The sequence below is a fragment of the Streptomyces sp. NPDC101152 genome, from assembly GCF_044768275.1.
Classification (GTDB): domain Bacteria; phylum Actinomycetota; class Actinomycetes; order Streptomycetales; family Streptomycetaceae; genus Streptomyces.
Genome location: NZ_JBIWPO010000034.1, coordinates 13,370 through 37,611 on the forward strand (window position 1 = coordinate 13,370; position 24,242 = coordinate 37,611).

General features: G+C 72.1%; 20 protein-coding genes. 8 read left to right on the top strand and 12 right to left on the bottom strand.

Annotated features, from left to right (window positions below; all coding sequences use genetic code 11):
- Positions 1–22: 22 nt before the first annotated feature.
- The 3 genes from ACIRVK_RS32100 to ACIRVK_RS32110 all read left to right on the top strand — a co-directional run bounded on the left by ACIRVK_RS32100 (position 23) and on the right by ACIRVK_RS32110 (position 2,408).
- Complete coding sequence (locus ACIRVK_RS32100; protein ID WP_404253286.1) at positions 23–1,012, top strand: alpha/beta fold hydrolase; 990 nt, start codon at positions 23–25, stop codon at positions 1,010–1,012.
- Between the two features lie 14 nt (positions 1,013–1,026).
- Complete coding sequence (locus ACIRVK_RS32105; protein WP_404253288.1) at positions 1,027–1,506, top strand: cupin domain-containing protein; 480 nt, start codon at positions 1,027–1,029, stop codon at positions 1,504–1,506.
- A 68-nt stretch (positions 1,507–1,574) separates the two neighbouring features.
- Positions 1,575–2,408, top strand: coding sequence for an alpha/beta fold hydrolase (locus ACIRVK_RS32110; protein ID WP_404253290.1), 834 nt, complete (start codon positions 1,575–1,577; stop codon positions 2,406–2,408).
- A 2-nt stretch (positions 2,409–2,410) separates the two neighbouring features.
- On the opposite strand, the gene ACIRVK_RS32115 is transcribed toward ACIRVK_RS32110, so the two are convergent.
- The 4 genes from ACIRVK_RS32115 to ACIRVK_RS32130 all read right to left on the bottom strand — a co-directional run bounded on the left by ACIRVK_RS32115 (position 2,411) and on the right by ACIRVK_RS32130 (position 9,809).
- A complete protein-coding gene (locus ACIRVK_RS32115) occupies positions 2,411–5,194 on the bottom strand; it encodes an AAA family ATPase (RefSeq protein ID WP_404253292.1) in 2,784 nt (927 codons plus the stop codon).
- 86 nt (positions 5,195–5,280) lie between these two features.
- Positions 5,281–7,995, bottom strand: coding sequence for an AAA family ATPase (locus ACIRVK_RS32120; protein WP_404253294.1), 2,715 nt, complete (start codon positions 7,993–7,995; stop codon positions 5,281–5,283).
- Between the two features lie 93 nt (positions 7,996–8,088).
- The gene (locus tag ACIRVK_RS32125) at positions 8,089–8,511 is read right to left on the bottom strand and encodes a hypothetical protein (protein ID WP_404253296.1); all 423 of its coding nucleotides are present in this window, start codon (positions 8,509–8,511) and stop codon (positions 8,089–8,091) included.
- A 179-nt stretch (positions 8,512–8,690) separates the two neighbouring features.
- Positions 8,691–9,809, bottom strand: coding sequence for an FAD-dependent oxidoreductase (locus ACIRVK_RS32130; RefSeq protein WP_404253298.1), 1,119 nt, complete (start codon positions 9,807–9,809; stop codon positions 8,691–8,693).
- A gap of 53 nt (positions 9,810–9,862) precedes the next feature.
- Between ACIRVK_RS32130 and ACIRVK_RS32135 the strand changes: the two genes are divergently transcribed.
- The gene (locus tag ACIRVK_RS32135) at positions 9,863–10,549 is read left to right on the top strand and encodes a TetR/AcrR family transcriptional regulator (RefSeq protein ID WP_404253300.1); all 687 of its coding nucleotides are present in this window, start codon (positions 9,863–9,865) and stop codon (positions 10,547–10,549) included.
- Here the strand turns inward: ACIRVK_RS32135 and ACIRVK_RS32140 are convergent.
- Entirely contained in the window at positions 10,536–10,772 is a 237-nt protein-coding gene (locus ACIRVK_RS32140) for a tautomerase family protein (RefSeq protein WP_404253301.1), read from the bottom strand. The genes ACIRVK_RS32135 and ACIRVK_RS32140 overlap by 14 nt on opposite strands.
- Before the next feature lie 176 nt (positions 10,773–10,948).
- Between ACIRVK_RS32140 and ACIRVK_RS32145 the strand changes: the two genes are divergently transcribed.
- A complete protein-coding gene (locus ACIRVK_RS32145; protein WP_404253303.1) occupies positions 10,949–11,848 on the top strand; it encodes a helix-turn-helix transcriptional regulator in 900 nt (299 codons plus the stop codon).
- A gap of 30 nt (positions 11,849–11,878) precedes the next feature.
- Here the strand turns inward: ACIRVK_RS32145 and ACIRVK_RS32150 are convergent, their stop codons facing one another.
- A complete protein-coding gene (locus ACIRVK_RS32150) occupies positions 11,879–14,695 on the bottom strand; it encodes an FtsX-like permease family protein (RefSeq protein ID WP_404253408.1) in 2,817 nt (938 codons plus the stop codon).
- A gap of 5 nt (positions 14,696–14,700) precedes the next feature.
- Complete coding sequence (locus tag ACIRVK_RS32155; protein WP_404253305.1) at positions 14,701–15,378, bottom strand: ABC transporter ATP-binding protein; 678 nt, start codon at positions 15,376–15,378, stop codon at positions 14,701–14,703.
- A 108-nt stretch (positions 15,379–15,486) separates the two neighbouring features.
- On the opposite strand from ACIRVK_RS32155, the gene ACIRVK_RS32160 reads away from it, so the two are divergent.
- Positions 15,487–16,071 (top strand): PadR family transcriptional regulator, encoded by a 585-nt coding sequence (locus ACIRVK_RS32160; protein WP_404253307.1) that lies wholly within the window; start codon positions 15,487–15,489, stop codon positions 16,069–16,071.
- A 28-nt stretch (positions 16,072–16,099) separates the two neighbouring features.
- On the opposite strand, the gene ACIRVK_RS32165 is transcribed toward ACIRVK_RS32160, so the two are convergent.
- On the bottom strand, positions 16,100–17,665 hold the full coding sequence (locus ACIRVK_RS32165) for a hypothetical protein (protein ID WP_404253309.1): 1,566 nt from the start codon (positions 17,663–17,665) through the stop codon (positions 16,100–16,102).
- A 372-nt stretch (positions 17,666–18,037) separates the two neighbouring features.
- On the opposite strand from ACIRVK_RS32165, the gene ACIRVK_RS32170 reads away from it, so the two are divergent.
- Complete coding sequence (locus tag ACIRVK_RS32170) at positions 18,038–18,457, top strand: hypothetical protein (RefSeq protein ID WP_404253311.1); 420 nt, start codon at positions 18,038–18,040, stop codon at positions 18,455–18,457.
- A gap of 94 nt (positions 18,458–18,551) precedes the next feature.
- Here ACIRVK_RS32170 and ACIRVK_RS32175 read toward each other — a convergent pair whose 3' ends face one another.
- From ACIRVK_RS32175 to ACIRVK_RS32185, 3 genes are all read right to left on the bottom strand, one after another.
- The gene (locus tag ACIRVK_RS32175; RefSeq protein WP_404253410.1) at positions 18,552–18,920 is read right to left on the bottom strand and encodes a hypothetical protein; all 369 of its coding nucleotides are present in this window, start codon (positions 18,918–18,920) and stop codon (positions 18,552–18,554) included.
- A gap of 296 nt (positions 18,921–19,216) precedes the next feature.
- A complete protein-coding gene (locus tag ACIRVK_RS32180; protein WP_404253313.1) occupies positions 19,217–19,570 on the bottom strand; it encodes a hypothetical protein in 354 nt (117 codons plus the stop codon).
- A 234-nt stretch (positions 19,571–19,804) separates the two neighbouring features.
- Positions 19,805–20,875 carry a substrate-binding domain-containing protein gene (locus tag ACIRVK_RS32185; protein ID WP_404253315.1) on the bottom strand — a complete coding sequence of 357 codons (1,071 nt, stop codon included), beginning with the start codon at positions 20,873–20,875 and terminating at the stop codon, positions 19,805–19,807.
- 197 nt (positions 20,876–21,072) lie between these two features.
- Here ACIRVK_RS32185 and ACIRVK_RS32190 point away from each other — a divergent pair, with 197 nt between their 5' ends.
- Positions 21,073–23,253 carry a glycoside hydrolase family 36 protein gene (locus ACIRVK_RS32190; RefSeq protein WP_404253317.1) on the top strand — a complete coding sequence of 727 codons (2,181 nt, stop codon included), beginning with the start codon at positions 21,073–21,075 and terminating at the stop codon, positions 23,251–23,253.
- Positions 23,254–23,425: 172 nt separating this feature from the next.
- Here ACIRVK_RS32190 and ACIRVK_RS32195 read toward each other — a convergent pair whose 3' ends face one another.
- Complete coding sequence (locus ACIRVK_RS32195) at positions 23,426–24,217, bottom strand: alpha/beta hydrolase (protein ID WP_404253319.1); 792 nt, start codon at positions 24,215–24,217, stop codon at positions 23,426–23,428.
- Between the last annotated feature and the right edge of the window lie 25 nt (positions 24,218–24,242).

The window sequence follows — 24,242 nt, forward strand, 5'->3', positions numbered from 1 at the left end:
CTCGCACCGCTTGGAGAGATCAGTGAGATCACGCCTGCCCAGGTCCCGCCCGCTGGTGGCCGCGGTATTCGCCCTGGCCGTCGGCCTCGGCTCGACCACTCTCACGGCCACGGCCTCCGGCACGCCGGCACCGTCAGCGACTGAGCGGATGCCCACCGGCTTCAGCGAACACAAGACCGAAGTCGCCGGCCTCGGCGTCAACTACGTGATCGGCGGCCACGGCCCCACCTTGGTCCTGATCCACGGCTACCCCCAGACCTGGTACGAGTGGCACGACGTCATGCCCGCGCTCGCCGAGCACTACACCGTCGTCGCACCGGATCTGCCCGGCGCGGGCCACAGCGACGCCCCGGCGTCCGGCTACGACAAGAAGACCATGGCCCGGCGGTTGCACGCACTCCTCGTGTCGCTCGGCAAGGACCACGGCGTGAACGTCGTCGGCCACGACATCGGCACGATGGTCGCCTACGCCTACGCCGCGCAGTACCCGCACAGCGTCAGGAAACTCGTACTGAGCGAGGCCCCGATCCCGGACCCGGGCATCTACGAGCACCCGGCGCTGACGGCCCAGGGCCCCGGGGCCTGGCACTTCGGCTTCTTCTCCTTGCGGACCGGCCTCCCCGAGAGCCTGATCCGGGGCCGCGAACTGACCTGGACGTCGGGCTTCATGCGGGGCATCGCCCTCCGCAAGGACGCCCTGACCCCGGACGAACTGCGGGTCTTCGCCTCCTACCTGCGTGAGCCCGCGCGCCTGGAAGCGAGCTTCGCGTGGTTCAGGACCTTCCCGCAGGACATCGTCGACAACGCGCGGTTCCGGAAGAAGCCCCTCACCATGCCGGTGCTCGCGATCGGCGCCTCCGGCAGCCTCGGCTCGTCGGTCGGGCGGCAGGTGCGCCACTACGCGACCCACGTCACCCCGGCCGTCGTCCCCGACTCCGGCCACTGGATCTACGAGGAGCGCCCGAAGGAGACGACCGACCTGCTGCTGCATTTCCTGGGCACCCACCGATGACGTCAGGAGCGCACATGACCCGGTTCTTCCCCACCTTCGACCCGACGGCCGAGCGTGAACCCTTCTGGTTCCTCGGCGGCCAGGCGCGCATCCTGGTGCCCGGCGCCGCGACCGACCACCGCCTCAGCCTGATGGAGTTCGCCGACCCGGCCGGCCACGCACCCCCGCACCACGTCCACGAGGACGAGGAGGAGGTCTGGTTCGTCCTCGACGGAGAGGTGACGTTCTTCGTCGGCGACCGGCGCCACGACCTGGTGCCCGGACAGGTGGCGTACGGGCCGCGCGGGGTTCCGCACAGCTATCTGGTGCGCTCGCCCCAGGGGGCGCGGATCGCCGTGCTGTTCACGCCTGCCTGCATCGAGGAGTACTTCAGGGCCAACGGCACGCCCGTGGCCGAGGCCGGGGACCTGCCGCCGGAGTTCGACCTGGCGGCGGTCGTGGCCTCCGCAGAAGCCTTCCACCTGCGCGTCACCGGCCCGCCGCCGTCCCTGTGAATCAGAGCGAGTCGCCACCTCGCCCCCCGCCGATCCGCAGCAACCACGAGCAAGCGAAGGGAACCGACATGGCGTACATCACCGTCGGCCAGGAGAACTCCACCGACGTCGAGCTGTACTACGAGGACCACGGGAGCGGGCAGCCCGTCGTGCTGATCCACGGCTACCCCCTGGACGGCCACTCCTGGGAGAGGCAACTCCCGGCCCTGCTCGCGGCGGGCCACCGGGTGATCACCTACGACCGGCGCGGTTTCGGCCGGTCCTCGCAGCCGACCACGGGCTACGACTACGACACCTTCGCAGCCGATCTCGACACACTGCTGACCGAGCTCGACCTCACCGACGCGGTACTCGTCGGGTTCTCCATGGGCACGGGGGAAGTGGGCCGTTACCTGGGGACGTACGGCTCCGAGCGCGTCGCCAAGGCCGCCTTCCTGGCCTCACTGGAACCCTTCCTGCTCAAGACCGACGACAACCCCGACGGGGTCGACCAGTCCGTCTTCGACGGCATCCTGCAGGCGGTGACGAAGGACCGCTACGCCTACTTCACCAGCTTCTACGAGGCGTTCTACAACCTCGACGAGACGCTGGGCGGCCGGATCAGCGAGGAGGCCGTGCGGGCCTCCTGGACCGTGGCGGCGGGCGCGTCGGCGTACGCGTCGGTGGCCTGTGTGCCCACCTGGATCAGCGACTTCCGCGCCGACGTCGCCAAGATCGACGTGCCGGCGCTCATCCTGCACGGCACGGCCGACCGGATCCTGCCGATCGACGCCACCGGGCGGCCCTTCCGCGCGCTGCTGCCCTCGGCCGAATACGTCGAGATCGAGGGCGCCCCGCACGGCCTGCTGTGGACGCACGCCGAGGAGGTCAACGCCGCGCTGCTGGCCTTCCTGGCCAAGTAGGGTCAGGCCTCGGCCGCCGGGTCCGGTTCGCCGATCACGCGGGGGATCTCCTTGCGGGAGGTGATGCCGAGCTTGCGGAACACCTTGCTGAGGTGGAACTCGACGGTCGAGGCCGTGACGAACAGCCTCGTCGCGATCTCCGCGTTGGTCAGGCCGCAGGCCGCCATGGAGGCCACCTGCCTCTCCCGCGGGGTGAGATCGAACCTGGTCTCCTCCGTCCGCCTGCGGGCCGTCTCGCCGGTGGCCAGCAGCTCGACGCGGGCCCGCTCGGCGTACGACAGGGCGCCGAAGGCGTCGAAGCTCTCGTACGCGGCGCGCAGCTGCCTGCGGGCGTCGGAGCGCCGTTTACGGCGGCGGAGCCACTCACCGAACAGCAGCCGGGACCGGGCCTGTTCCAGAGCCAGCGGCCCCTGTGCGAGCAGGTCGACCGACTCCTGGTAGAACTTCTCGGCATCGTCGCCCTCGGCGGTCAACGCCCGGCCGAGGGCGAGGGCGCCCAGCGCCCACGGCGTACCGGCGAGCGGGGCGCGTTCTTCGAGCCGGGCCAGGGCCCCGCCCGCGCGGGCTCGGTCGCCGGTGCGCACAGCCGCCTCGACGAGCAGCGGCAGCACGAGGTTGCCGCAGGCCGGGGGGTCCTCCTGGAACACCTTCAGTGCGTGCTTCAGTGCCTGCCGGTAGCGGCCCTGCCCCAGTTCGAACAGGGTCAGCGCGTGCTGTGCCAGCAGGTGGAGCAGGCCGTGGCCGATGCTCCTGATCTCCGCAGTCCGCCGCACCGCCGCCCGCAGTTCGGCCTCCCGGCCGGTCAGGGCGAACAGCTGGACCCGGTTGATGTCTCCGCCGCCGGGGAAACCGGTGTCGGCGGCGATGTCGTCGAACTCGGCGTAGCGGACCTCCGCCTCCTTGAACCGCCCGTCCACCAACGCGTAGCGCGCCTCGACGAGCAGCGTCATGCCCAACGCGTACAGCGCGCCGCTGTCGCGGTCCGCCCCCGCCAGCCGCGCAGCGAGGTCCCGCCCGGCCTGGGCGTCCCACAGGTCGTCGCAGGCCATGGACAACACCACCGCGAACGGGCTGCCCACGTCGCCGATCCCCTCGCCGGCCCGCAACCCGTCCAGTGCGCCACGCAGCACGGGCGCGCCGTACTCGTAGCCCTCGGCCACGCGCCGGGCCAGCCCCTCCATCAGCAGGTCGCGACCGCGCCCGGCGGGGTGCGGGGCGTGCCGTGCGGCGACGGCCGCCGCCGCGACCTCGGTGAGCGACGTGCCCCGCGTACGGTCATGGGCGACCAGCGCCGCGTGCAGTGCCTCGCAGAGCAGCTCCCAGGTCAGCAGCGCATCTTGGGAGCCGAGTCCGGCCGCGGCGCCCATCAGCATCGCGGGGACGTCGGCGACGGCGATCTGGAACATCTGCGCGGTGGCCCGCATCCGCAGCTCGCGTGTGCGCATCACCTGACCTCGGACGCCGGAACAGGCGAGGTCCAGCGCCGTCCGTGCGGCCTGCGCGTCACCGGACATCAGATGGGCCTGCGCCGCGTCGAGCAGCCGCTCGGCCCGCTTGTCGGGGGCGGTGGTGAAGTCGGCGGCGCGCGAGAGGAACAGGGCCTGCTGGGAGTAGCCGCCGCGTGAGCGTGCTCGCTCCGAGGCGGTTTCGAGGTCGTCGGCGACGCCGTCGTCCACCCCGTCGGCGGCCTCGGCCCGGTGCCAGGCACGGCGGTCGGCGTCGCGTACGGGGTCGCAGGCGGCGGCCAGTGCGGCGTGCGCCCGGCGCAGTGCGCCGGGTTCGGCTCCGGCGTAGACCGTCGAGCGGATCAGGGGGTGGCGGAAGGCGATGGGGGTGTCTGGGCCGAGGATCTTGGCGGCCACCGCCGGCTGGGCGGCGCGGGCCGACAGCCCAAGGCGCCCGGCGGCCCGCCACATCATCCGTGTGTCGTCCGAGGGAGCCGCCGCGAGCAGCAGCAACAGGGTTCCGGTCTCGGGCGGCACGGCTTCGACCAGGAGGTGGAAGTGTTCTTCGAGCAGCCGGTTGACGGGCAGGGGGTCGGGCAACGGCGCTATTCCGGACAGTTGTTCAGCGGTCAGGGCGTCGGCCAGCTCCAGCAGCGCGAGCGGGTTGCCTCCGGTGCCGGCGACGATACGGTCGGCCACCGCCGTGTCCACCCGCCGGGTACCGAAGGCGAGCAGGACCTTGGCCTCCGGCTCGGGCAGACCGGTCACCGCGTGCACGTCCAGTGCGTCGAACGGGCCGGTGTCCCCGGGCCCGTCGCGGACGGCGATGATCAGGCCCAGGGAATCGGCATGCAGCCGTCGGGCGGTGAACGCGAGCGCCTCGGCGGACTCCCGGTCCAGCCACTGGGCATCGTCCAGCAGGAACAGCAGTGGCTGGTCGGCGGCGGCCTCGGACAGCAGGGTCAGCGTCGCCAGGCCGACCAGATAGCGGTCCGCGGGTGGCCCCGAGACCAGGCCGAGGGCCGCGTCCAGCGCGGCCCGCTGCGGCCCGGACAGCCGGCCGGTCAGTCGCAGGAACGGCCGCAGCAGTCGGTGCAGCGCGCCGAAGCCGAGACCGGTCTCGGGCTCGACAGCGGTCAGGCGGACCACCTGCAGTTCCGTGGCGCGGTCTGCGGCGTACTCCAGCAGTCGGGTCTTGCCGATGCCGGGTTCGCCGGTCAGGACCAGGACGGCGCTCAGGCCGTCGCGCACCGTCTCGAGCAGTCGTCCGATGGCTTCGCGTTCGGCCTGACGGCCGACCATCGGCGGCTCGGGTGTGTGCTGGACGCCGTTCCCCACCATGAGTCCGCTCCCCCCTCGGGCGTTGTCCTGACCCGGGGAACGCTAGGAGCGGCGCGCGGGCGGAAGCGAGCGTCATGTGACGGTGGTCAGCGCAGTGCGCTGACCACCGTCCGCAGCTCGGCGCGCGAGACCACGCCCAGTTTGGGAAAGATCCGGTGGAGGTGCGAGCTGACGGTCCGGTGCGACAGGTACAGCCGCTGGCCTATCTCCCGGTTGGTCAGTCCGTCCGCGGCGAGCTGGACGATCTGCAGCTCGTGGGCGGTGAGCTGGTCCCGGGCGTCCGGGGTGCGGCGGCGGCTGGTCTCGCCGGCGGCGCGCAGTTCCCGGCGGGCCCGCTCGCCCCAGGGGATGGCGCCGAGCGCGTCGAACATGTCGCGGGCGGCACGCAGGTGGTCGCGGGACTCGACGCTGCGGCGCCGACGCCGGAGCCATTCGCCGTAGGCCAGGTGGGTACGGGCCCTGATCAGTGGCCAGGCGCTGAGGTCGGCGTTCAACGCGCCCGTGAACAGCGGGTCGGCGTCCTCGTCGCCCGCCAGCAGGGCCCGCACCAGTCGCAGTTCGGCGTGCAGCACCGGCGCGGAGGTCACCGTGGCGACCTCCTCCAGCTCCGTCACGACCGGCAGGACGGCGTCCAGCCGCCCGCAGTGCGTCGCCGCGTCGACGAGGTCACCCACGGTCGTCAGCCGCAGGGCGACCTGAAACGCGGGATCGGCGGGATCGTGCAGCCGGCGGAAGTGGCCGAAGGCCTCCTCGAACCGCCCCGCGCCCGACGCGGCCAGCCCGCGTGCCATCGACGCGGTGGCCAGCACCGGACGTGCCCCGGCCGGCAGCCCGATCTCCTCCGCCTCCTCGGCCAGTTGCAGGGCGGCATCCGCCTCACCGCGCAGCGCGGCCAGCTTGGCCGCGGTGGCGGTCATCAGCGCGTACATCATCGTCTGGCTGGTTTCGCGCGCCAGCCTCCGTGACTCCTCGGTCGCGGCGATCGCCGCCCCGAGGTCGCCGACCACGAGCGCGCTCCACGCGTCGGCGCCGACCGTCCGGGCCAGCAGCCCCAGGCGTCCCTGGGCACGCAGCGGCGCACTTCCGGCCGCCGAGAACGCTCGCGCCAGGTCGAAGGCGCCGACGAGGAGCGCGGCGGTGCTGAGCATGCGGTAGGCGCGGCCGTCGTCGCCCTCCGGCAGGGCGACGTGCCGGGCCCGGTCCAGGACGAAGTCGCCGCGGTCGACCGGTGCGGCGTAGGCGCAGATGGCCAGGCGCCACGGATCGAGTTCGTCGAGCTCCATCCGCTCCACCGCCCGCAGGACCGTGCGGCGGCCCTCCGGGCCCGGGTCGGACCAGAAGCACAACTGCGCGGCGCTCCACAGGATCCGCAGTGCCAGCGCACGGTCCAGTGGGGCCATCTCCTCGGCGAGGGCGGTCAGCGAGTCGGCACCGGACGCATGGCCGTGCAGTCCCTCGTCGAAACTGCCGCGCAGCCAGACGACCGTCGCGTGCTGCCGCCGCGACAGCGGCCCGGTGAGCGCCTGGTCCAGCAGCCGGGTCACGGTCTCGGGGCGGCCGAGCTCGACGGCGAAGTCGGCGGCGCGCAGCAGGCGTTCCGCCCGGCGGTCGGTGTCCTCGCTGAGCGCGGCGGCCTGCTCGAGAGCCACGACGGCCGCTGCGATGCCACCACGGCGCGCGGCCCGAAGGGCGGCGTCCTCCAGGGCGGCCGCGACCGCCTCGTCCGGGTCGTCGGCGGCAGCGGCCCGGTGACGCAGCTGCCGGTCGGAATCCTCGCCGAGCACGGCGACGAGCGCTGCGTGCGCGGCATGACGGACACCGCTGGGCATGGTCTGGTGGATCGCGGAACGCATCAGCGGGTGCCCGAACCGCAGCTCGGTCCCGACGACGTGGACGAGCCGGGCCCGCACCGCCGGGTCGAGCTCCGCCGTGCCCACCGTCTCGCCGGTGAGCCGCCGGGTCGCCCGGTAGATCTCGGGGAGCGACGAGCTGTCGTTCAGCGCCGCGATCCGCAGCAGACTGCGGGTGATCTCGGGCAGGGTCTCCAGACGGTCCGTGAAGGCCCGCTCCAGCCGCTCGGTCAGGGGGAGTTGGGACATGTACGGATCGGCGGACGCGCCGAGGGTGCGGGAGAGCTCGGTCAGGGCCAGAGGGTTCCCGGCGGCCTCGGCCAACAGCCGGCGATGCGCGGTCGGCCGCAGTTCCGGGGCGCGGTCGGCGAGGAGTTCCGTGGCCTGGCCGTCGGTGAGCGGGCCCAGGGACACGGAGGTGAGTTCGTCGGAGTTCAGACGTGACCGGTAACCCTCGCGCGCGGCTCCCACCACGACAACCGGCTCCGTGGCGACCCTGCGCGCCACGAAGGCCAGGACACTCGCGGTGGCGTCGTCGAGCCACTGGACGTCGTCCACCAGGACCAGCACCGGCGTGACCGCCGCCGCGTCCGCGAGGAGGTTGAGCACCGCCAGTCCCACCAGGAAGACGTCCGGGACACCGGCCCCCGCATGCCCGAGCGCGGTGTCCAGGGCCTCCCGGTGTGGTACTGCGAGATCAGCGGCTCCCGCGGCCAAGGGGCGCAGGACGAGCTGCAGTCCGGCATAGGGGATGTCACTCTCGGCCTCGACACCGCTGGTGCGCAGGACCCGGTAGCCGAGCCCCTCGGCGAGCGCGGCGGTCTCCGCGAGCAATGCCGTCTTCCCGATGCCGGGCGCCCCGCGAACCAGCACCGCGCCCGCCTCGCTGCGCGGCTCGGCCAGCAGCCGGCGCAGGAGAGCCAGCTGGTCGTCCCGACCGATGAGCTCCACGTTCCCCCCGTCAGCCAGGCCCCGGGACCCAGTCTGTCCGGGAGGTCAGGGTACTGCGTCAGCGGCCGACGATCTCCGTCGCCGAAGCCGTCCTCATCCCGGAGCGGTGGTGAGCCGTCGGGCTTCGGCACTGACTTGGGCGTCGAATGTGGCCCGTACGGGGTCGTCGGGTTCGATGTAGTCGTACTCGTCGTCCAGTTGGGCGAGTCGTTCGACCGAGGGCAGGGTGTGCCCGAAGCGCTGGTGCACCCGGGAGGCCAGCTCGCGGGGCGTCAGCTCGCCGGCCAGCATGCGGCGGGCGAGTGCGCGTGCGGCGGCTTCCTGTCCGGCGACGCTGTCCATGGGGTACGAGGTCAGACCCAGTTCGTCCAGCGCCGGCGGGAGGAGGTCGGGGAGGTCGTAGTCGGCCTCCGCGCGGGTGCAGGCGGCGAGGATGCGCAGGGCGGGGCTGTCGAGTCCGGCGACGAGCGCGTCGCAGGCGGCCCTGACGACGTCGTGGGCAGGGATCTCCCGCATGCTCCACAAGGCTGCTTGGTCCTGCAGGCGGCTCGCTGCTGATTCGGCAGGAGTCATGTGCACATCATCCGGGGAACGGCCTTCCCCGGTCGAGAGGTTTTCGCGGGAGCTGCGCCCACCCGGCGGGCCGCCGCGGGATGCGGCGACGGCCCTCGCGGCGCCTCACCTGACGTGGGCCGTCAGGACGGCTGGACTTCGTCGAAGAGGGCGATGGCTTCGGCGGGGTCCGGGCTCATGAGGCGTTCCAGGCCGGCCGTCGTGATCTTCGCCCACTTGCCCGCCCGTGCCCACATCTGTTCCTCGAAGGCGCGAATGGCACCGTCAAGGTCTCCTGGGGCGGCGGCGATGGCCTCGGCGAGTTCGGCGCCGTCCAGCATCGCGAGGTTGGCGCCCGCCCCCAAGGGGGGCATCAGGTGGGCGGCGTCGCCCAGGAGTGTCACCCCGGCGACGTGGGTCCAGGTGTGGGACACGGGCAGGACGTGCAGGGGGCGGTGGACGAACGTGGTGCCCTGGCGGACGAGGTCGAGCACGGGATCCGCCCAGCCGTCGTACAGATCGAGCAGGCTCGATCGCACGGCCTCGGCGTCGGCCGGGTCGAGGTTGGTGTGCCAGTCGAGTGGAGCGCGGAACTGGGCGTACACCTTGACGTGACCGCCGCTGTTGCGTTGGGCGACGAGCTTGCGGTGCGCGCCGTACACAGCCATGGAGCCGTCGCCCACCAACCGGGCGAGGTGCGGGTGGCGGGTGTCGACGTCGTCCAGGGAGGTCTCGACCGTGGTGACGCCGGTGTAGTGCGGCGTCACGGGCGAGACCGCAGGGCGGGTCCGGGACCAGGCGCCGTCCGCGCCGACGACGAGGTCGTACGTCTCCTGTCGTCCGTCGGCGAAATGGACGAGTACGCCGTCCCGGGCGCCCGGCACCACCCGCGTCACGTCACGTCCCCACCGGACCCCGAGCGGACCGAGCAGCAGGTCGCGGAGTTGCCCGCGGTCGATCTCGGGGTTGGCGCGGTCCTGCGGGCGGGGCCGCCAGTCCCGCAGGACCGTCCCGTCCGGGTCCAGGATCCGCATGGCCTGCGCCTCCGGGCGGGACAGCGCCTCGAACTCTCCCAGCAGCCCGGCCTTTTCCAGCGCCAGCTGGCCCAGCCCCTGGTGCAGGTCCAGCATGCCGCCCGGGGGACGGGCGTCGGGGGCGGGATCGCGTTCGAGGATGGTGACGGGGTGGTCATGGCGGTGCATGACGCGGGCGAAGGCAAGGCCGCCGGGACCGCTCCCGACCACTGCGATGCGATGTCTCATGTCGATACACTGTATTGATTCAAGACGATGTATCGCAACAGTACAGTTGACCCATGACTGTGTGGGACCGGCCCGAGCCGCCGACTCGCCCCGTGCCGCTCGACCGGGAGCGGATCGTCGCCGCCGCCATCGCACTGGCCGACGAGGGCGGGCTGGAGGCGGTGTCCCTGCGCAAGGTCGCCGCCCGGCTGAACGCCGGCCCGATGCGGCTGTACGGATACATCGCCACCAAGGAAGAGCTGTTCGACCTCATGGTGGACGAGGTCCAGGCCGAGATCCTGCCCGAGGAGCGGCCCGGTGACTGGCGGGAGGCGCTGCACACCCTCGCCCACCGCACCAGACAGGCCGCCCTGCGTCACGAATGGCTGGCCGACCTGCTCGGCGGCCGCCCGGCCCTGGGCCCGAACGGCCTCGCGGTGACCGAGGCCACGCTGTCCGCCCTCGACAGCCTCGCCGACATCGACACCGTCCTGCGTGCCGTGGAGACCGTCAGCTCCTACTTCACCGGTGCGATCAGGCGCGAGATCGCGAACCTGCGGGCCGAGCGCGCCACGGGCCTGTCCGAGCGCGACTGGCAGCGCGCCTCCGGCCCGCACGTCACCAGGATGCTCGCCACGGGCCGCTTCCCGGCGCTGGCCAAGGCGGTGTACGACGGCACCGACGTGGACGCCGAGACCTCCTTCGCGACCGGCCTGGAATGGGTCCTGGACTCTGTGGCCGCCAGACTCACCCTTCCGTAGGGGTGACGTCCGGCTCGGCGGCCGCACCGAGCATGGCGAGGGTCAGCACGTCTCCGCCGATGCCCCAGCCGCCGTCGGCGACCTCTTCGACGAGGACCATGGTGTTGGCGCGGGCCCGCTCGCCGTATATCTCCACGTACAGCTCGGTGGTGCGGGTGACGATCTCCTGCTTCTGCTTCGGGGTGAGGGTCTTCTCGGGGACCTTGAAGTTCGCGAAGGGCATGGCTGGTCGTTCCTCTTCTCAGCGGTGTTGTGAAAGGGGTGCGATCAGGCCGCGGTCCGTCCCTCGCCCTGTCGCGTCTCCACGATCTTCCGGTAGACGGCCGGTAACCAGGCCCGTGTCGACCCAGGGGATGGCAACCCCTGGCTACGGCCCGGCGTACCAGCGACCATGACGGGGTGAACCTTCCAGAACTCGGCGCCTTCCTCAGGACTCGCCGCGACCGCATCCGACCCGCCGAGGTCGGTCTCCCCCACGGCCCGCGCCGGCGTGTCCCCGGGCTGCGCCGGGAGGAGGTCGCCCAGCTGGCAGGGCTGTCGGCCGACTACTACACGGAGTTGGAACGTGGCAGCGGGAAGCACGGAGTGCAGCCCTCGGCCCAGACCCTGGCCGCCCTCGCGCGGGCTCTGCGCCTGAACGGTGACGAACGGGACCACCTGTTCCATCTGGCCGACCGGCCGATCCCCCGGTCGGCGCAGGGACCGTCGGCACACGTACAGCCCGCGCTGGTCGGCCTGTTGGACCGGCTGTCCACCACCCCGGCGCGCGTCATCACCGATCTGCACGAAACCCTGGTGGAGAACGACCTGGCCCGCGCACTGCTCGGCAACTCCCCCGCCCACCGCGGCCCGTCGGCGAGCTTGGTGTACCGCTGGTTCACCGACCCGCAGTCACGGGCGATCTATCCTCCCGACGATCATCCCCGCCACTCCCGGGTGTTCGTCGCCGACCTCCGGGCGGCGGCCGCCCGCCGTGGCCGGGACGCGGAGGTGACGAAGATGGTCGCGGTGCTCCGCCGTCGTAGCGAGGAGTTCGCGGCGCTCTGGGACACCCACGACGTGGCGGTGCGGCGCATGGACCACAAGAAGATCGTCCACCCCACGCTCGGCGTCATCGAACTCGACTGCTCCAACCTGTTCAGCGAGGACGGCCGGCAACGCCTGCTGTGGTTCACCGCACCGCCGGGAAGCCGCGGAGCCGAGCAGTTGGAACTGCTGTCCGTCATCGGCGTCCAGGACCTGACCGTCTCCGAGGACACGGCCACGCTGGGTGCGGCTGAAGCTGCAGGACCCAGTTGACGCCTGACAGCCATGTCGGCCTTCGCATAGTCACTCCGCCCTCAGGACGTGCAGTGGTGCGATCCGGGTGAGGGTGCGGATCGGGACCGTCAGGGCCGCGCAGACCAGGCACGTCGAGGCGAGGATCGCCGTCACCGCCGCCGCAGCCATCGACAACAGGTGTCCTGCCAGGACTCCTTGGCCGAGTGCGAGGACGGTGAAGAGGCCGGCGACGGCGCCCGTGACGCTGCCGAGCAGGGCCAGGCCGAGGCCCTCGTAGAGGGTCAGCCGGGCCAGCTCGCGTGTCGTCCAGCCGGTGGCGCGCAGGACCGCGAGGTCGGTCGCCCGTTCTCGCTGGGACATGACCAGGACGTCCACCGCGCCGGCCGCGCCGAGCAGCAGGGTCAGGGCGACGCTCAGGTAGTCGGCGGTGCGGGCCCGGGCCACCACCGCGTCACCCAGCAGGGAGCCGGCGACCTCGCCCCGGAAGGCGAAGGTGACCGAGAGCAGCACGGTGAACGCGGCCACCGCCAGGGCGAGGCCGGCCGCCCCGAGGAGGGTACGGCCGCGTGCCCGCAGCAGGTCGCGTTGGGCAAGGCCCGCGACGGAGCGCACGGGCACGGATCGGCGGGCCGCCGCCACCGGGGCGGTGACGGCGTCAAGGGGACTGATCCGGGTCGCCCGCCAGGCCGGAACCAGGCCCGCCGCCAGGGCGAGGAGCAGGGCGACCGGCAGCACCAGCGCGGCCTTGGCCAAGGAGTGGGACAGGCCGAGCAACGCGCCCAGGACGTAGGCGAGTACGGCCCCCAGCGCGCCGGCGCAGAGGCCGACGACGGCGAGTTCGCCTAGGATCAGCCGCAGGATCTCCGCCGCGCTCCACCCGGTGCAGCGCAGGGTGCCGATCTCGGTGCGCCGTGACCGTACGGAGGCCAGCGCGGCCTGGGTGAGGAACAGCCCGCAGACCACCAGCACGAGGACGAACAGCACCGCGCTCTTGGTGTCCACGGCCCGCAGGATGTGCAGGGCCACACCCTTGGCCGTCCAGTTCTCCCGCACGTTCAGCCCGGACGCGAGGGCCACGGTCTGCGGTGCGGGGGAACTGCCCACGGTGACGTCGACGCGCAGACTCGGGAAGGCGTCGTGGATGCGCGCGGCCACGGCGTTCACCCGGGCCCGGGACGCGGAGTCGACGCCGGTCACTCCGGCCACCCGGATGCGGATGGCGCTGACGGGTGCCTTCTCCTGGGCTGTGGGGGTGTGGCGGCTCTTGGTGAACGCGCCGATCGAGTCGAGGGTGGTGAGCAGGGTGGGCGGCGGGCTGAGGTAGCCGCCGAGGTTGCGGTCGGGGTGCAGTGGCCCGCCGGCGAGTGCGGATCGGGTGGCCGCGTCGGCGCCGGTGACCTGCGGGGAGCGGTAGGTCTCCAGCGGCACGTCGGAGAGCGCGGAGAAACCGTGCAGCCGGGTGGTGTCGTAGCGTCCGACCAGGTGGAGGACCGGGATCGGGGCGCGGCCGCTGTCCGTGGCGGTGCAGGTCTTCTGCCCCCGGCAGTTCGTGGACGGGTGGTCGGCGACCGTGCGGTACTGCGTGCCGGCGTTCTCCTCGGGAACGTCGGACAGCAGCGCCGAGGTTCCCGCCAGGTTGTTCTTCCAGACGTCGGCGGACTGTTGTGGCCTGGTCCGCGCAACCAGGCCGCCGGCGGAGGTGGTGTAGGTGACCGGGCCGACGGTCCAGTAGCCGCCGGTGTCGAAGTTGACCGCGCGATCGACGGAGCGGAAGGCCTGGTCGAGATCGGCGCCGACGGTCCCGACGGTCCTGCCCTGCAGTGCGGTGACGAACCGGTGGGCGGCCGGGCTGCCCAGTTTGCCGGGCAGCTTGGTGGGGTCGCCGGCGTCGAGGCGCTGCACGCTCGCCGTCAGGGTCGCGGAGGTGAGGGCGTGGCTGCTGAGCATGACCGGCACCTGGTAGTCGTGCTGGCGGCCGGCCGCCGGGCCGTGGTCGAAGGGGTCGGGGCCCCACACGGGGCGGTCCTTGGAGGTGAGCATCCGGCCGGAGGTGACCGTGTCCTTGATGCCCACCAACCGGTCCTCGGCGGCCGGGTCGACGGCGGACAGCAGCACCGGGAAGGCGACCGGGATCTCCGCCGTGGCCTTGCCCTGTCCCGACCGGCAGGTCATCCGTGACCGCGCGTCCTTGTCGAAGGGAGAGGTCGGTACGGGGTTGTAGTCGGGATCGGCCTGGGGCGTCAGCGCGTTGCCGTCCGTGCCCGTCGTCGTGTCGGACTTGTCGCTGTTGTAGTACCAGCAGACCCAGTACGTCCGGCCGGCCGCCGTCTCCTGTTCCAGTCCGGTGAGGCCGGTGTCGGCCACGAGGTCGTCGCGGATCGCGATCGGGTTGCGGGTGAGGTAGACGTACTGGTCGGCGGCCGGGTAGCTGCCGAGGCCGGCCTTCACGGTCGGCCTCAGACGCAGCAGCTGGGCGGGAGCCTTGGAGTCGAGGAAGCGTGAGACGTCGATGCGCACACTGCCGTCCACCATCAGGTAGCCGATGTTGGCGATGGGGGCGGCGACGTCCAGTCCGGGCAGCTTTTCGATGCGCCGGTACTGGTCGAGGGTGATGCCCCCGAACACGCCGGACAGGAAGTTGGCCTGCACCAGGCCCCGTTGGCGTTCGAGGGCGGTCTGCGCGCCGGGTGGGCGGACCAGGATGTCGTAGGCGGAACGGGCGTTGTGCCGGACCAGTCCGGTGGTCTGGGCGCGGCTGGTGGTGACGGCGGAGGTCAGCAGGGTGAAGCCGGTGGCCGCGACGAGGATGCCCAGGGCCAGGGACAGGGCCCGCCCGCGCCGACGACGCAGCTGGGAGAGGATCATGCCGATCACGGCCGCAGGCCTCCGAGCCGGCCGAGGACGTCGCCGTCCGGTGTGACCTGGTCGTCGGCCACGATCCGGCCGTCGAGCAGCCGTACGATCCGGTCGCAGTTCGCGGCCACCTCGACGTCGTGCGTGGCGACCAGCATGGTGGTGCCGTACCGCTCGCGCAGCGAGAGCAGCAGCTCGACGATCTCCCGCCCGGTCGTGCTGTCCAGGTTGCCGGTCGGCTCGTCGGCCAGCAGCAGCCCGGGCCGGTTGATCAACGCCCTCGCTATCGCGACCCGTTGCTGCTGGCCGCCCGACAGCTCGGACGGCAGCGCGTTCGCCCGCTCCGCCAGCCCCACGGCCTCCAGCAGTTCCGTCGCGCGCTCCTGCCGGTCGAAGTCCACCCGGCGCGGCAGCACCGGGGCGAGGACGTTGTCCAGCACGGTCAGCGCCGGCAGCAGATGGAAGCGCTGGAAGACGAAGCCGACACTGCGGCGGTGCGCGTCCAACCGTCGTGCCGTCAACTCCTCGCCGTCGACGTCGACCGTTCCCTCAGTGGGCCGGTCCATCCCGCCGAGCAGATGCAGCACCGTGGACTTCCCCGAACCCGAGGGTCCGGTCAGCGCGACGGCCGCTCCCGACTCGATGCGCAGGTCGACGGCATCCAGCGCGACCAGCTCCGCGTACCGGCGCGTCACGCCTCGTAACCTGACATCCACCGTGCTGCCACCTCTCCTGCATTGCCACAATGCAGCGGTACATTGTCACAATCCACCAGGCATGTAAATGGCGTTGCAGGAGGGCTCATGCCGCTTCACCACGCGGTGCTCGCGCTGCTGGCCGACGGCCCGGACCACGGCTATGAGCTCAAGGGCCGGTTCGAGAAGGCCATGGGCCCGCAGTGGGGCGGACTGAACATCGGGCACCTGTACCAGATCCTGGACCGACTGGTCCGGGACGGCTACGTCATCCGGTCCCACGTGAGCCAGGCGGACCGCCCCGACAAGACTCGCTACACGCTCACGCCCGCCGGACACGACGAGTTGCGCGACTGGGCGACCAGCGCCTGGGTGCGCACCGGCGGCTTCCGCGACGAACTGTTCCTCAAACTGTTCGGCGCCTCCTCCCTCGGTCCCGCGGCCCTCGACACGCTCGTCGCCACGCAACGGCAGACCTACGTCACCGAACTCGCCGGCCTGACCCGGCTGCGGCGCACCCGGGCGGACGACCCCCTCGTCACCCTCCTGATCGACGCGGCCATCGCCCACACCAAGGCCGACCTGGAACTCCTCGACACGGCCGCGGAACGCCTCGCGCCACTCACCGAATGCGCCCAGGCCACGCCCCAACGGGCCGACACCGACACGGAGGCGGGCCGACAAGGAGCCTGAGGGAGCCCGGCGCCGGCAGCGGTTCGGTTCAGCTCAGGACACTCCTGCGGACGTGCGACGGGACCTGCCTCCACCAGGCGGACAGGGCGTGTGCCTGGGCCGGCAGCCGCGGATCGGCGCAGGCACGGGCGGAGGCGTCCTGACCGCCCGCCATGGACATCGCGTAGACCAGGTGCTTGAGACGGGTGTCTCCCCCGGCAGCGGCGAACGGTAGCGCCGTGCGGGGCGAACGGCGCTCGCCGTGACGCCGCAGCACGTCGTGCCAGTACCGGTCGGGGCTGGAACCACCGATGTGCCCCATCGCGTGCAGCGCCGCCTCGACCACCTCGGCGGGCAGGCCGTCGGCGAGGGTGATCGCCGCGACCACACCGCGTTCCGGCGGACCGCCCAGGACCCGCAGCGCGTTGAGCAGGGGTACGGCACGCGGGACGAACGCCAGCGTGGCGGGGACCCGAAACTCGGCCGCCAGGGACGCGGCCAGGGGGGCTCGGTACGGGCTGGCCCGGAGCAGCATGCCGGTGTACAGCCGCACATCGAACACCGGGTGGTGCAGCACCTCGTCGACCAACTCCCTCAGGATGTCGTGCGTCCCGAGACCGTGGTGACGGCCGGAAAGCCGACTCAGGACGCGGGCGACCACGGTGCGCGCGGCATCGGGAGCCGCCAGGCGCCCGTGGAGAACCACGTCACGAGTGGCCGGATGGTCCGCGGCCGCCCTCACCAGCCGCGCTCGGTGCGCGGGCGCCCATGGCAGCGTGGGCAGGATGGCAGCGGCCAGGACGGAGTTGCGTGCCGCGACGCCGCCTCCGGTCAGCAGGTCCGCCACCACATCGGCCACGGAGATCAGTTGGTCCTGGTTCAGATGCCGGTGCCGCACCTTGCGCACACTGGCGAAGAGTGCACCTTCGAACGTCTCGTCGCTGGTGGGGCGCGTGAGATGACGCAGCAGGTGCCGGGCGGCGTCCGGATGCGTGCTGCCGTCGAGGTAGCTGACGGCCTCCAAGATGGCGGCGTGGTTGCGGTCCGCGGCGACGTTCGCACAGGCGGCCACCGCCTCCGCGGCCCAGTCGGCATGCGCCAGCAGACGGTTGAGCGATTCGAACCTCAGCATCCAGGAAAGGCCGTCGGAGATGGTCGACTCCTCCACCAGCCTGTGCGCGACCGCCTCACGGACGCGGCGTGGCGCGACAAGTCGGGGGCCCGACACCAGGCGAGTGGTGAGTTCGTCCCACTCCGGACCACTGATGTCGCCGTCGTCGAGAACCTGGTCGAGCAACGCGTCCAACCGGCCCAGATCGTCGCAACCCGTCCAGTTCCGCCGCCGGAGGTCCAGCACGCCACCGGGAGCGCTCCCGCCGGTCTGGTACCGGGCCAAGGTGTCGATGGTGGCGATCAGCAGGTACGGGGCCACCCCCAGCAGGACCTCGTATCGGCGAACTGTGGAGTGGCTGAGGGGCACCAGACCGTTCTCCCAGCGGGAGACGGTACTCGGGCTCAGCCGGGCTGTCCCCGTCGGGTGGCCGAACGCCCGGGCGAAGCCGGTGACGGAGCGCAACTCGGGGTCGGGGTGAGCCAGACGGTTGACCCGCAGCAACCATCCTGCACGTACGAGCCAACTGCTGCTCCCGCGCGGATACCCACTCGGAACCGAGACAGATCCGGTGTTGTCCCTTCCGCGCGGTGAAAGACCACCGGCCGGCCGCTTGGCGTCCTTAACCAACTGACCCCCCGTTCCGGCCGGCGTCGGGCGTGCCGTCCAGTCGGGACCAGCTTGCGCCCGGCCCAGCGGTGCCGACAGCACCATTACAGCCAGAGTCCCCCGAAGGGAACGCCCTTTGCATGCGGGGAAGCCAACCGCACAGGACCGTCAGCAGGCCGCCTCGCGCGGCTACAACAGAACGCGGCGGGCAGGCCGAACGGGCCCCGCCGCCCGGTCGAGCACCGGGCCCCACGCTACCCAGGGAGCATGATGACGCCCCATCCGAACAACCGCCGGAAGCGGGCCCTGGCACTGGCGGCGGCGGGAGCCGCGCTGGTCACCGGAGCCATGACCACCGCAACCGCCGCGTCCGCCTCCACCACCGTCAGCGGCTCCCTGTCATGCGTGTCCGGCAATGCCGTGGAAGGGGTGTGGGTGGCCGCGAACAGCAGCAGCTCGGGGTGGGCGATCCTGAGCGCGGCCAGCGGCAGCGCCTCATCCGTCTCCTGGCACTACTCGTTGAACAACGGGGGCACGTACTACATCCACGTGGGCTGCGGAGGCTCTCCCTCCCACTGGGCGACCAACAACTACTCGTCCACGGTCAGCGGGAACTCCCTGACCGGTGTCATCTGCTACGACATGACCTACGAGGTGCCCGCGAACTACCAGTATCGCTGCCGTTAGGAGGCCAGACCCACCGCCGCCCCGCACCCGTCCGCCGGCGCGGGGCGACGTCGCCCGGCGCGGGTGCCCATGAGTCCCCGTGCCGGGCATGCGGTCACCTGCTGAGCGGTGCGAGCGTGATGCGGTCGAGGTCGGGGGCGTATCCGGACGGGTTGCCGAAGGTGATGGTGTTGGTGCCGGCCTTGAGGGTGACGGGAACCGGGAGGTCCCACCAGTTCGACCAGCTGTAGGTGTTGCGGAACATGACCGTCGTGGCGGTGCCGTTGACGGTGATGTCGGCCGCTCTGGAGACGACGTTGGTGTTGTAGTTGCCGGATCCGGAGACCTGGTTGTTGGCGTAGCGGACGTTCATCACGTAGCGGCCGGCCGAGGCCGCGTTCACCTGGAAGGTGAGCGTGTTGCCGGGGCCGTTGCCCACATAGCCGACGTGGTTGCCGCCGGAGGCCCAGGAGTTGGCGGACAGGGCGGCGGTCCCGGCGCGGCTCGCGCTCTCGGCCTCGTAGGCGGCTACACCCGTGGTGTCGACCGCGCGGGTCGAGCAGGGTGAGACGGCCGCGGCCCGGGCCGGTCACAGTGATGCGGTTGTTGCCGGCCGACAGGTACAGCTCCTGGGGCCGGTCGGTGACCCTGCCCCCGGTGCGGGCGAGGGTGGACGCGGTGGCGCCGTCCAGGGTGAGGGTGCCGGCGCCCGTGGCGGCGTAGTCCGCGTGCACGGTGTAGTAGCCGTCGGCCGAGGCGTAGACGTCGAGGGCGGCCTTGTCACCGGAACCGAGCACCGGGGCGCCGGCGCCGCTGATGCCGGAGGCGGAGTAGTCGTACGACGGGGATCCGGTGATGTCGGCGTAGGTCGCGGGTGGACGGGGTCCTGGCCGGGGGACGCGGTGAGGTCGACTTGTCGAGGGTGACCTCGCCGGTGGCGCCCTTGGCCAGCGTCAGGGTGTGCGTGCCGGCCGTCAGCGACACCGCGGTGCGCACCGTGGAGCGGTACGTCCAGTTCAGGGTCGTCGGGTAGGTGATGGTCCTCGCGGGTCCGCCGTCGACCGTGAGGTTCTGGGTGGCCGGGGTGGCGGTCTGGCTGGACTGCCTGGGCTCGGTGACGCTGTTCTGCGCCACCCACATGGTCAGGTGGACGCCCTTCAGGCTCGCCGTGGCGTCGACCGATCCGGTCGGGGCGGCGCCGCTGCTGCCCGCGGTGGAGTCACTGCAGGCGGCGGCCAGTCCGGGGGCACGCTACGACGGCGAGGGAGGAGACGGCTCTTCTCATGGGTCTTCCTTCGGCACACGAGGGTGGGCGGAGCGGTGCGGTGAGGGCGGAGGCGAAGCGGGGGCGGGGCAGACCTGCCCGGGTCATGCGTCGCGGCTCCCGGCGCTTTCGCGGCGGACGAGTTCGGGGCCGTCGAGGGTCGGCTCGGGCGGCTGGTAGTCGGACTCCAGCTGGCCGCGCAGGAGTCCGAAGGCGGACCGGCCCAGACCCTGGAAGTCCAGGCGGACGGTGGTGAGGGCGGGCGTGATGAACTGCGAGTGGGGGGCGTCGTCGAAGCCGATGACGCTGACGTCCCCCGGCACGGACCGGCCGGCGTGGTGCAGGGCGCGCAGGACACCCAGCGCCAGGTCGTCGTTGCCGCACAGGATCGCGGTGACGCCCGGATCGCGGGCGAGCCTGCGGCCGGCGTCGTAACCGGCCTGGGCGTCCCAGCCCTTGCCGGTGGGGGACGGCGGGGTGACACCCGCGGCGACCAGGGCCTGGCGCCAGCCTTCGGCACGGGGTGCCGCCGATCGCCGGGAGCCCGTGGAGGTGGGGATCGCCACGTAGTGGACCGTGGGGTGGCCGAGGTCGAGCAGGTACTCGGTGGCGGCGCGGGCCGCCGTGCGGTCGTCGACCCAGACCGCCGGACGCGAAGGGGTACGGCCGGGTGGCGGGGCCTCGACCGCCGCCGCGCAGGGCACGTGGGAGGGAACCCGGTCCAGGGCCGCCGCGCCGAGCCGATCGAATCCGATCACCACGAGCCCGCCGCCGGCCGCGGCCGCGCCGGCGATCGTACGGTCCAGGTCGTCCTCCGGCGTCAGGACCCGGACGCCGACCGAGTAGCCCGCGGCGCGGGCGGCCTCCTCCAGGCCCTGCAGGGTGGCTGCGTAACCGTAGAGGACGGTGTTGGACGTCAGGACCGTGACCGTTTTCGTGACGCCGCTGGCCAGCGCGAACGCGGTGGCGTTGCGCCTAAAGCCGAGGGACTCGATGGCCTCCTCGACCCGGCGGCGGGTCTCCTCCCTCACGTTCGGGTGGTCGTTGATGACCCTCGAAACGGTCTGGTAGGAGACGCCGGCCGCCTGGGCGACATCACGAATGCTGGCGGGCTTGTGCTGGCTCCCCCGCGGATCGGCGGGGCCGCCGGAGCTTGTGTGACCGGTCACAACCATGCGAGGATTGTGAGCGGTCACAACACGGCCGTCAAGAGGCTGCCACCACGGCGTTACCCGTCCGCCGCAGACGCGGCGCCTGCCCCGGCGACCCGCCCAACCCCCGGAAACCACAGGCCACCTGCGTCGGCCCGCTGAGAAAGGCGGCCCGTGTCGGACCATGGAAACAAGCAACAAGTCCCAGAAGGGAAAACGCGTTGACAGCTGCCGAGATCGCCCAGGAGTCCTTGCTGTGGAGCGATGAAGCCCTCGGGCTGCGCGCCGTGGTGGACCCTTCGGGGTCGGTCCGACTCACCGACGGCGGCCGCCCGTGGGTCTGCCTCGTCCCCCTCGTCGAAGTCATCCTCACCGGCCACGGACGGACCTGGTCGGGAGAACGCTTCATCGACACGACCGTCGGCAGCCGCCTCGTCCTGCGCGGCCACGAGACGGCCGAAGACGGAAAGTGGCGGCGCACCACGATCCGCCTGACCGACCCGGACACCGGCCTCGCGGCCGACGTCACCCTCAGCACCGTCCCCGGCGCCGGATTCCTGCGCTCGCAGGTCCGTCTGGTCAACGAGGGCGCTCATCCCCTGCACCTGGAAGGCGTCTCCACCCTCACGCTCGGCGGCATCACCGACGAGGCGAAAGGCCTCGACGGCCTGACCCTGCACTGGGCGGACAACGACTGGCTCGCCGAATGCCGCTGGCGCCAAGCCCGCTTCCGGGACCAGGTCGTCCCGCTGAGCAGGACCGCCCACGGCCACGAGGGCCGCGGCTGCTTCGAACGCTCCTCGCAGGGCACCTGGTCGACCGGCCGGCACCTTCCCCTCGCCGCCCTCACCGACGGCGCCGGCGGCACCTGGCTGTGGCAGATCGAGTCAAGCGCCGGCTGGCGCTACGAGACCGGGGAACGCGAGGGCGCCGCCTACCTCGCCCTGTTCGGACCGGACGACGCACACCACCAGTGGCGGCAGACGCTGGCCCCCGGAGCGGAGTTCACGACCGTGCCCGCCGTCCTGGCCCGCGCCCGAAGCGGCGGCCTGGACGCGGCGTTCGGCGAACTGACCGCCTACCGCCGCCACATCCGCCGCCCCCACCCGGACCACACGGCACTCCCCGTGATCTACAACGACTACATGAACACCCTCATGGGCGACCCCACCACCGACAAGCTCCTGCCCCTCATCGAGGCGGCCGGCGCCGCCGGTGCCGAGGTCTTCGTCATCGACGCCGGCTGGTACGACGACGACGCCCAGGGCTGGTGGGACGCGGTGGGCGCCTGGGAACCCGCCGGGCGGCGCTTCCCCGGCGGCATCCACGAGGTCCTCGACGCCATCAGGCAGCGCGGCATGACACCCGGCGTGTGGCTGGAGCCCGAAGTGGTCGGCGTACGCAGCCCGTTGGCCCGGACCCTGCCCGACGAGGCGTTCTTCCGCCGCAACGGCGTCCGGGTGACCGAGCACGGCCGCCACCACCTCGACCTGCGCCACCCGGCCGCCCGCGGCCACCTCGACCAGGTCGTCGACCGCATCGTGGGCGAATGGGGCGTGGGCTACCTCAAGCTCGACTACAACATCAATCCCGGCCCCGGCACCGAGAACGGCTCCGAGACCGCGGGCGCCGGCCTGCTCGGACACCACCGGGCCCATCTCGACTGGCTCGCCTCCCTCTTCGACCGGCATCCCCGCCTCGTCCTGGAGAACTGCGGTTCGGGCGGCCTGCGGATGGACTACGCCCAACTGGCCGTGACCCAGCTGCAGTCCACCAGCGACCAGCAGGACCCGTTGCGCTACCCGCCCATCGCCGCCGCCGCCGCGACCGCGCTCACCCCCGAACAGGCCGCCGTGTGGGCCTACCCCCAACCGCACTTCGACCTCGACAAGATCGCCTTCACGATGACCACGGCCCTGCTGGGCCGCGTCCACCTCTCCGGGTTCCTGGACCGCATGGACGAGGAACAGCTCGCCCTCGTGCGCTCGGGCATCGATCTGTACAAGCACATCCGTCCGGAGATCGGCGGTGCCCGTCCCTTCTGGCCGCTCGGGCTTCCCGGGTGGGAGGACGACTGGCTCGCCCACGGACTGCGTGGAGAGTCCGCGACGTACCTCGCGATCTGGCGACGCGAACTGAGCGGGAACGAACGGAGCACCGTTTCCCCGGAGGTGTCCACGCAGCACACCGACAGCTGCCGTGTCCCCGTTCCCCACCTGCGCGGCAGCCACGTGCGCCCCGAGGTGCTGTACCCGACCGACGCGGGCGCCACGGCGACCTGGGACGCGTCCGACGGAACCCTCACCGTGTCCCTGCCCCGCGTCAACACCGCGGTCCTCTTGCGCCTGGGCAGCTCTTCCCTGCAGGAGCAGCCGGGGTCAGGAGGTGACTTCTCCCGCTGACTGCGGCGCACTCGTCGGACGCGGCGGGCTCCGGCGCCGCCTGCCGGACGCGGAGCAAGGTCCCCGCAGTCCTCGTCGCCACCTCCCTCACCGCCGGGACCGCCGCTGACTCATGACAGGAGGGGGCAGGCCGACGTCGGCCTGCCCCCTCCTGCTTACTTCGCTCCAGGCGTCAGCTGTCCCCGCCCGGGAGCCGGGCGCCGTCATCGAGGGGGGACCGCGGGCGGCTCAGGTGCCGGGTGAAGAACGCGGCCGCGTCCTCCCCCGCGAACTGCGGGACACCGGTGTGCCCGCCCATGTTGGCCTGCAGCGTCTTCTCCTTGGAGCCGAAGGCGTCGAACAGGTCCAAGGCCGACTGCCGGTCGTTGCGTTCGTCGTCCCACTGCAGCAGGACGTGCAGCGGGATGGTGACCTGCCGGGCATCCTCGAAGATGGCGCGCGGCACGAAACTCCCGGCGAACAGACCGGCGGCCACGATACGCGGCTCGACCACTGCCAGCCGGACGCCGATGGAGATCACTCCCCCGGAGTATCCGACCGGGCCGCCGATCTCGGGCAGCGACAGGAGGGCGTCGAGAGCGCCCTGCGCTTCCGGCACCGCCTTGTCGACGAGCGGGAGGGTGAGGGCTTCGATGATCTCGTCACTGACCGGCTCGCCGGCGTCCAGAGCCCGGCGCAGGTCGGCGCGTGCCCGCTCGAGGACGTCCCAACGGGGCCGGTCACCGCTGCCGGGGAGCTCGATGGTGGCCGCGGCGAAGCCGTCCGCCGTCGCACGCCGGGCCCGGGCCACCAGCCGGGGGTACATCCTGCGCAGTCCGAGTGGCTGCAGGCCGAGCAGGATCAGCGGAACCGGCGCCGACGCGGACGCGGATGCGGGCGTCCAGAGAATGCCGGGAATCCCACTCAGGGTGAGTTCGCGTTCGAGGACGCCGTCATCGAGGCGTCGTTCGGAGGTGAAGTGCATGGTCATGCCTTTCGGGAGCGCTCTG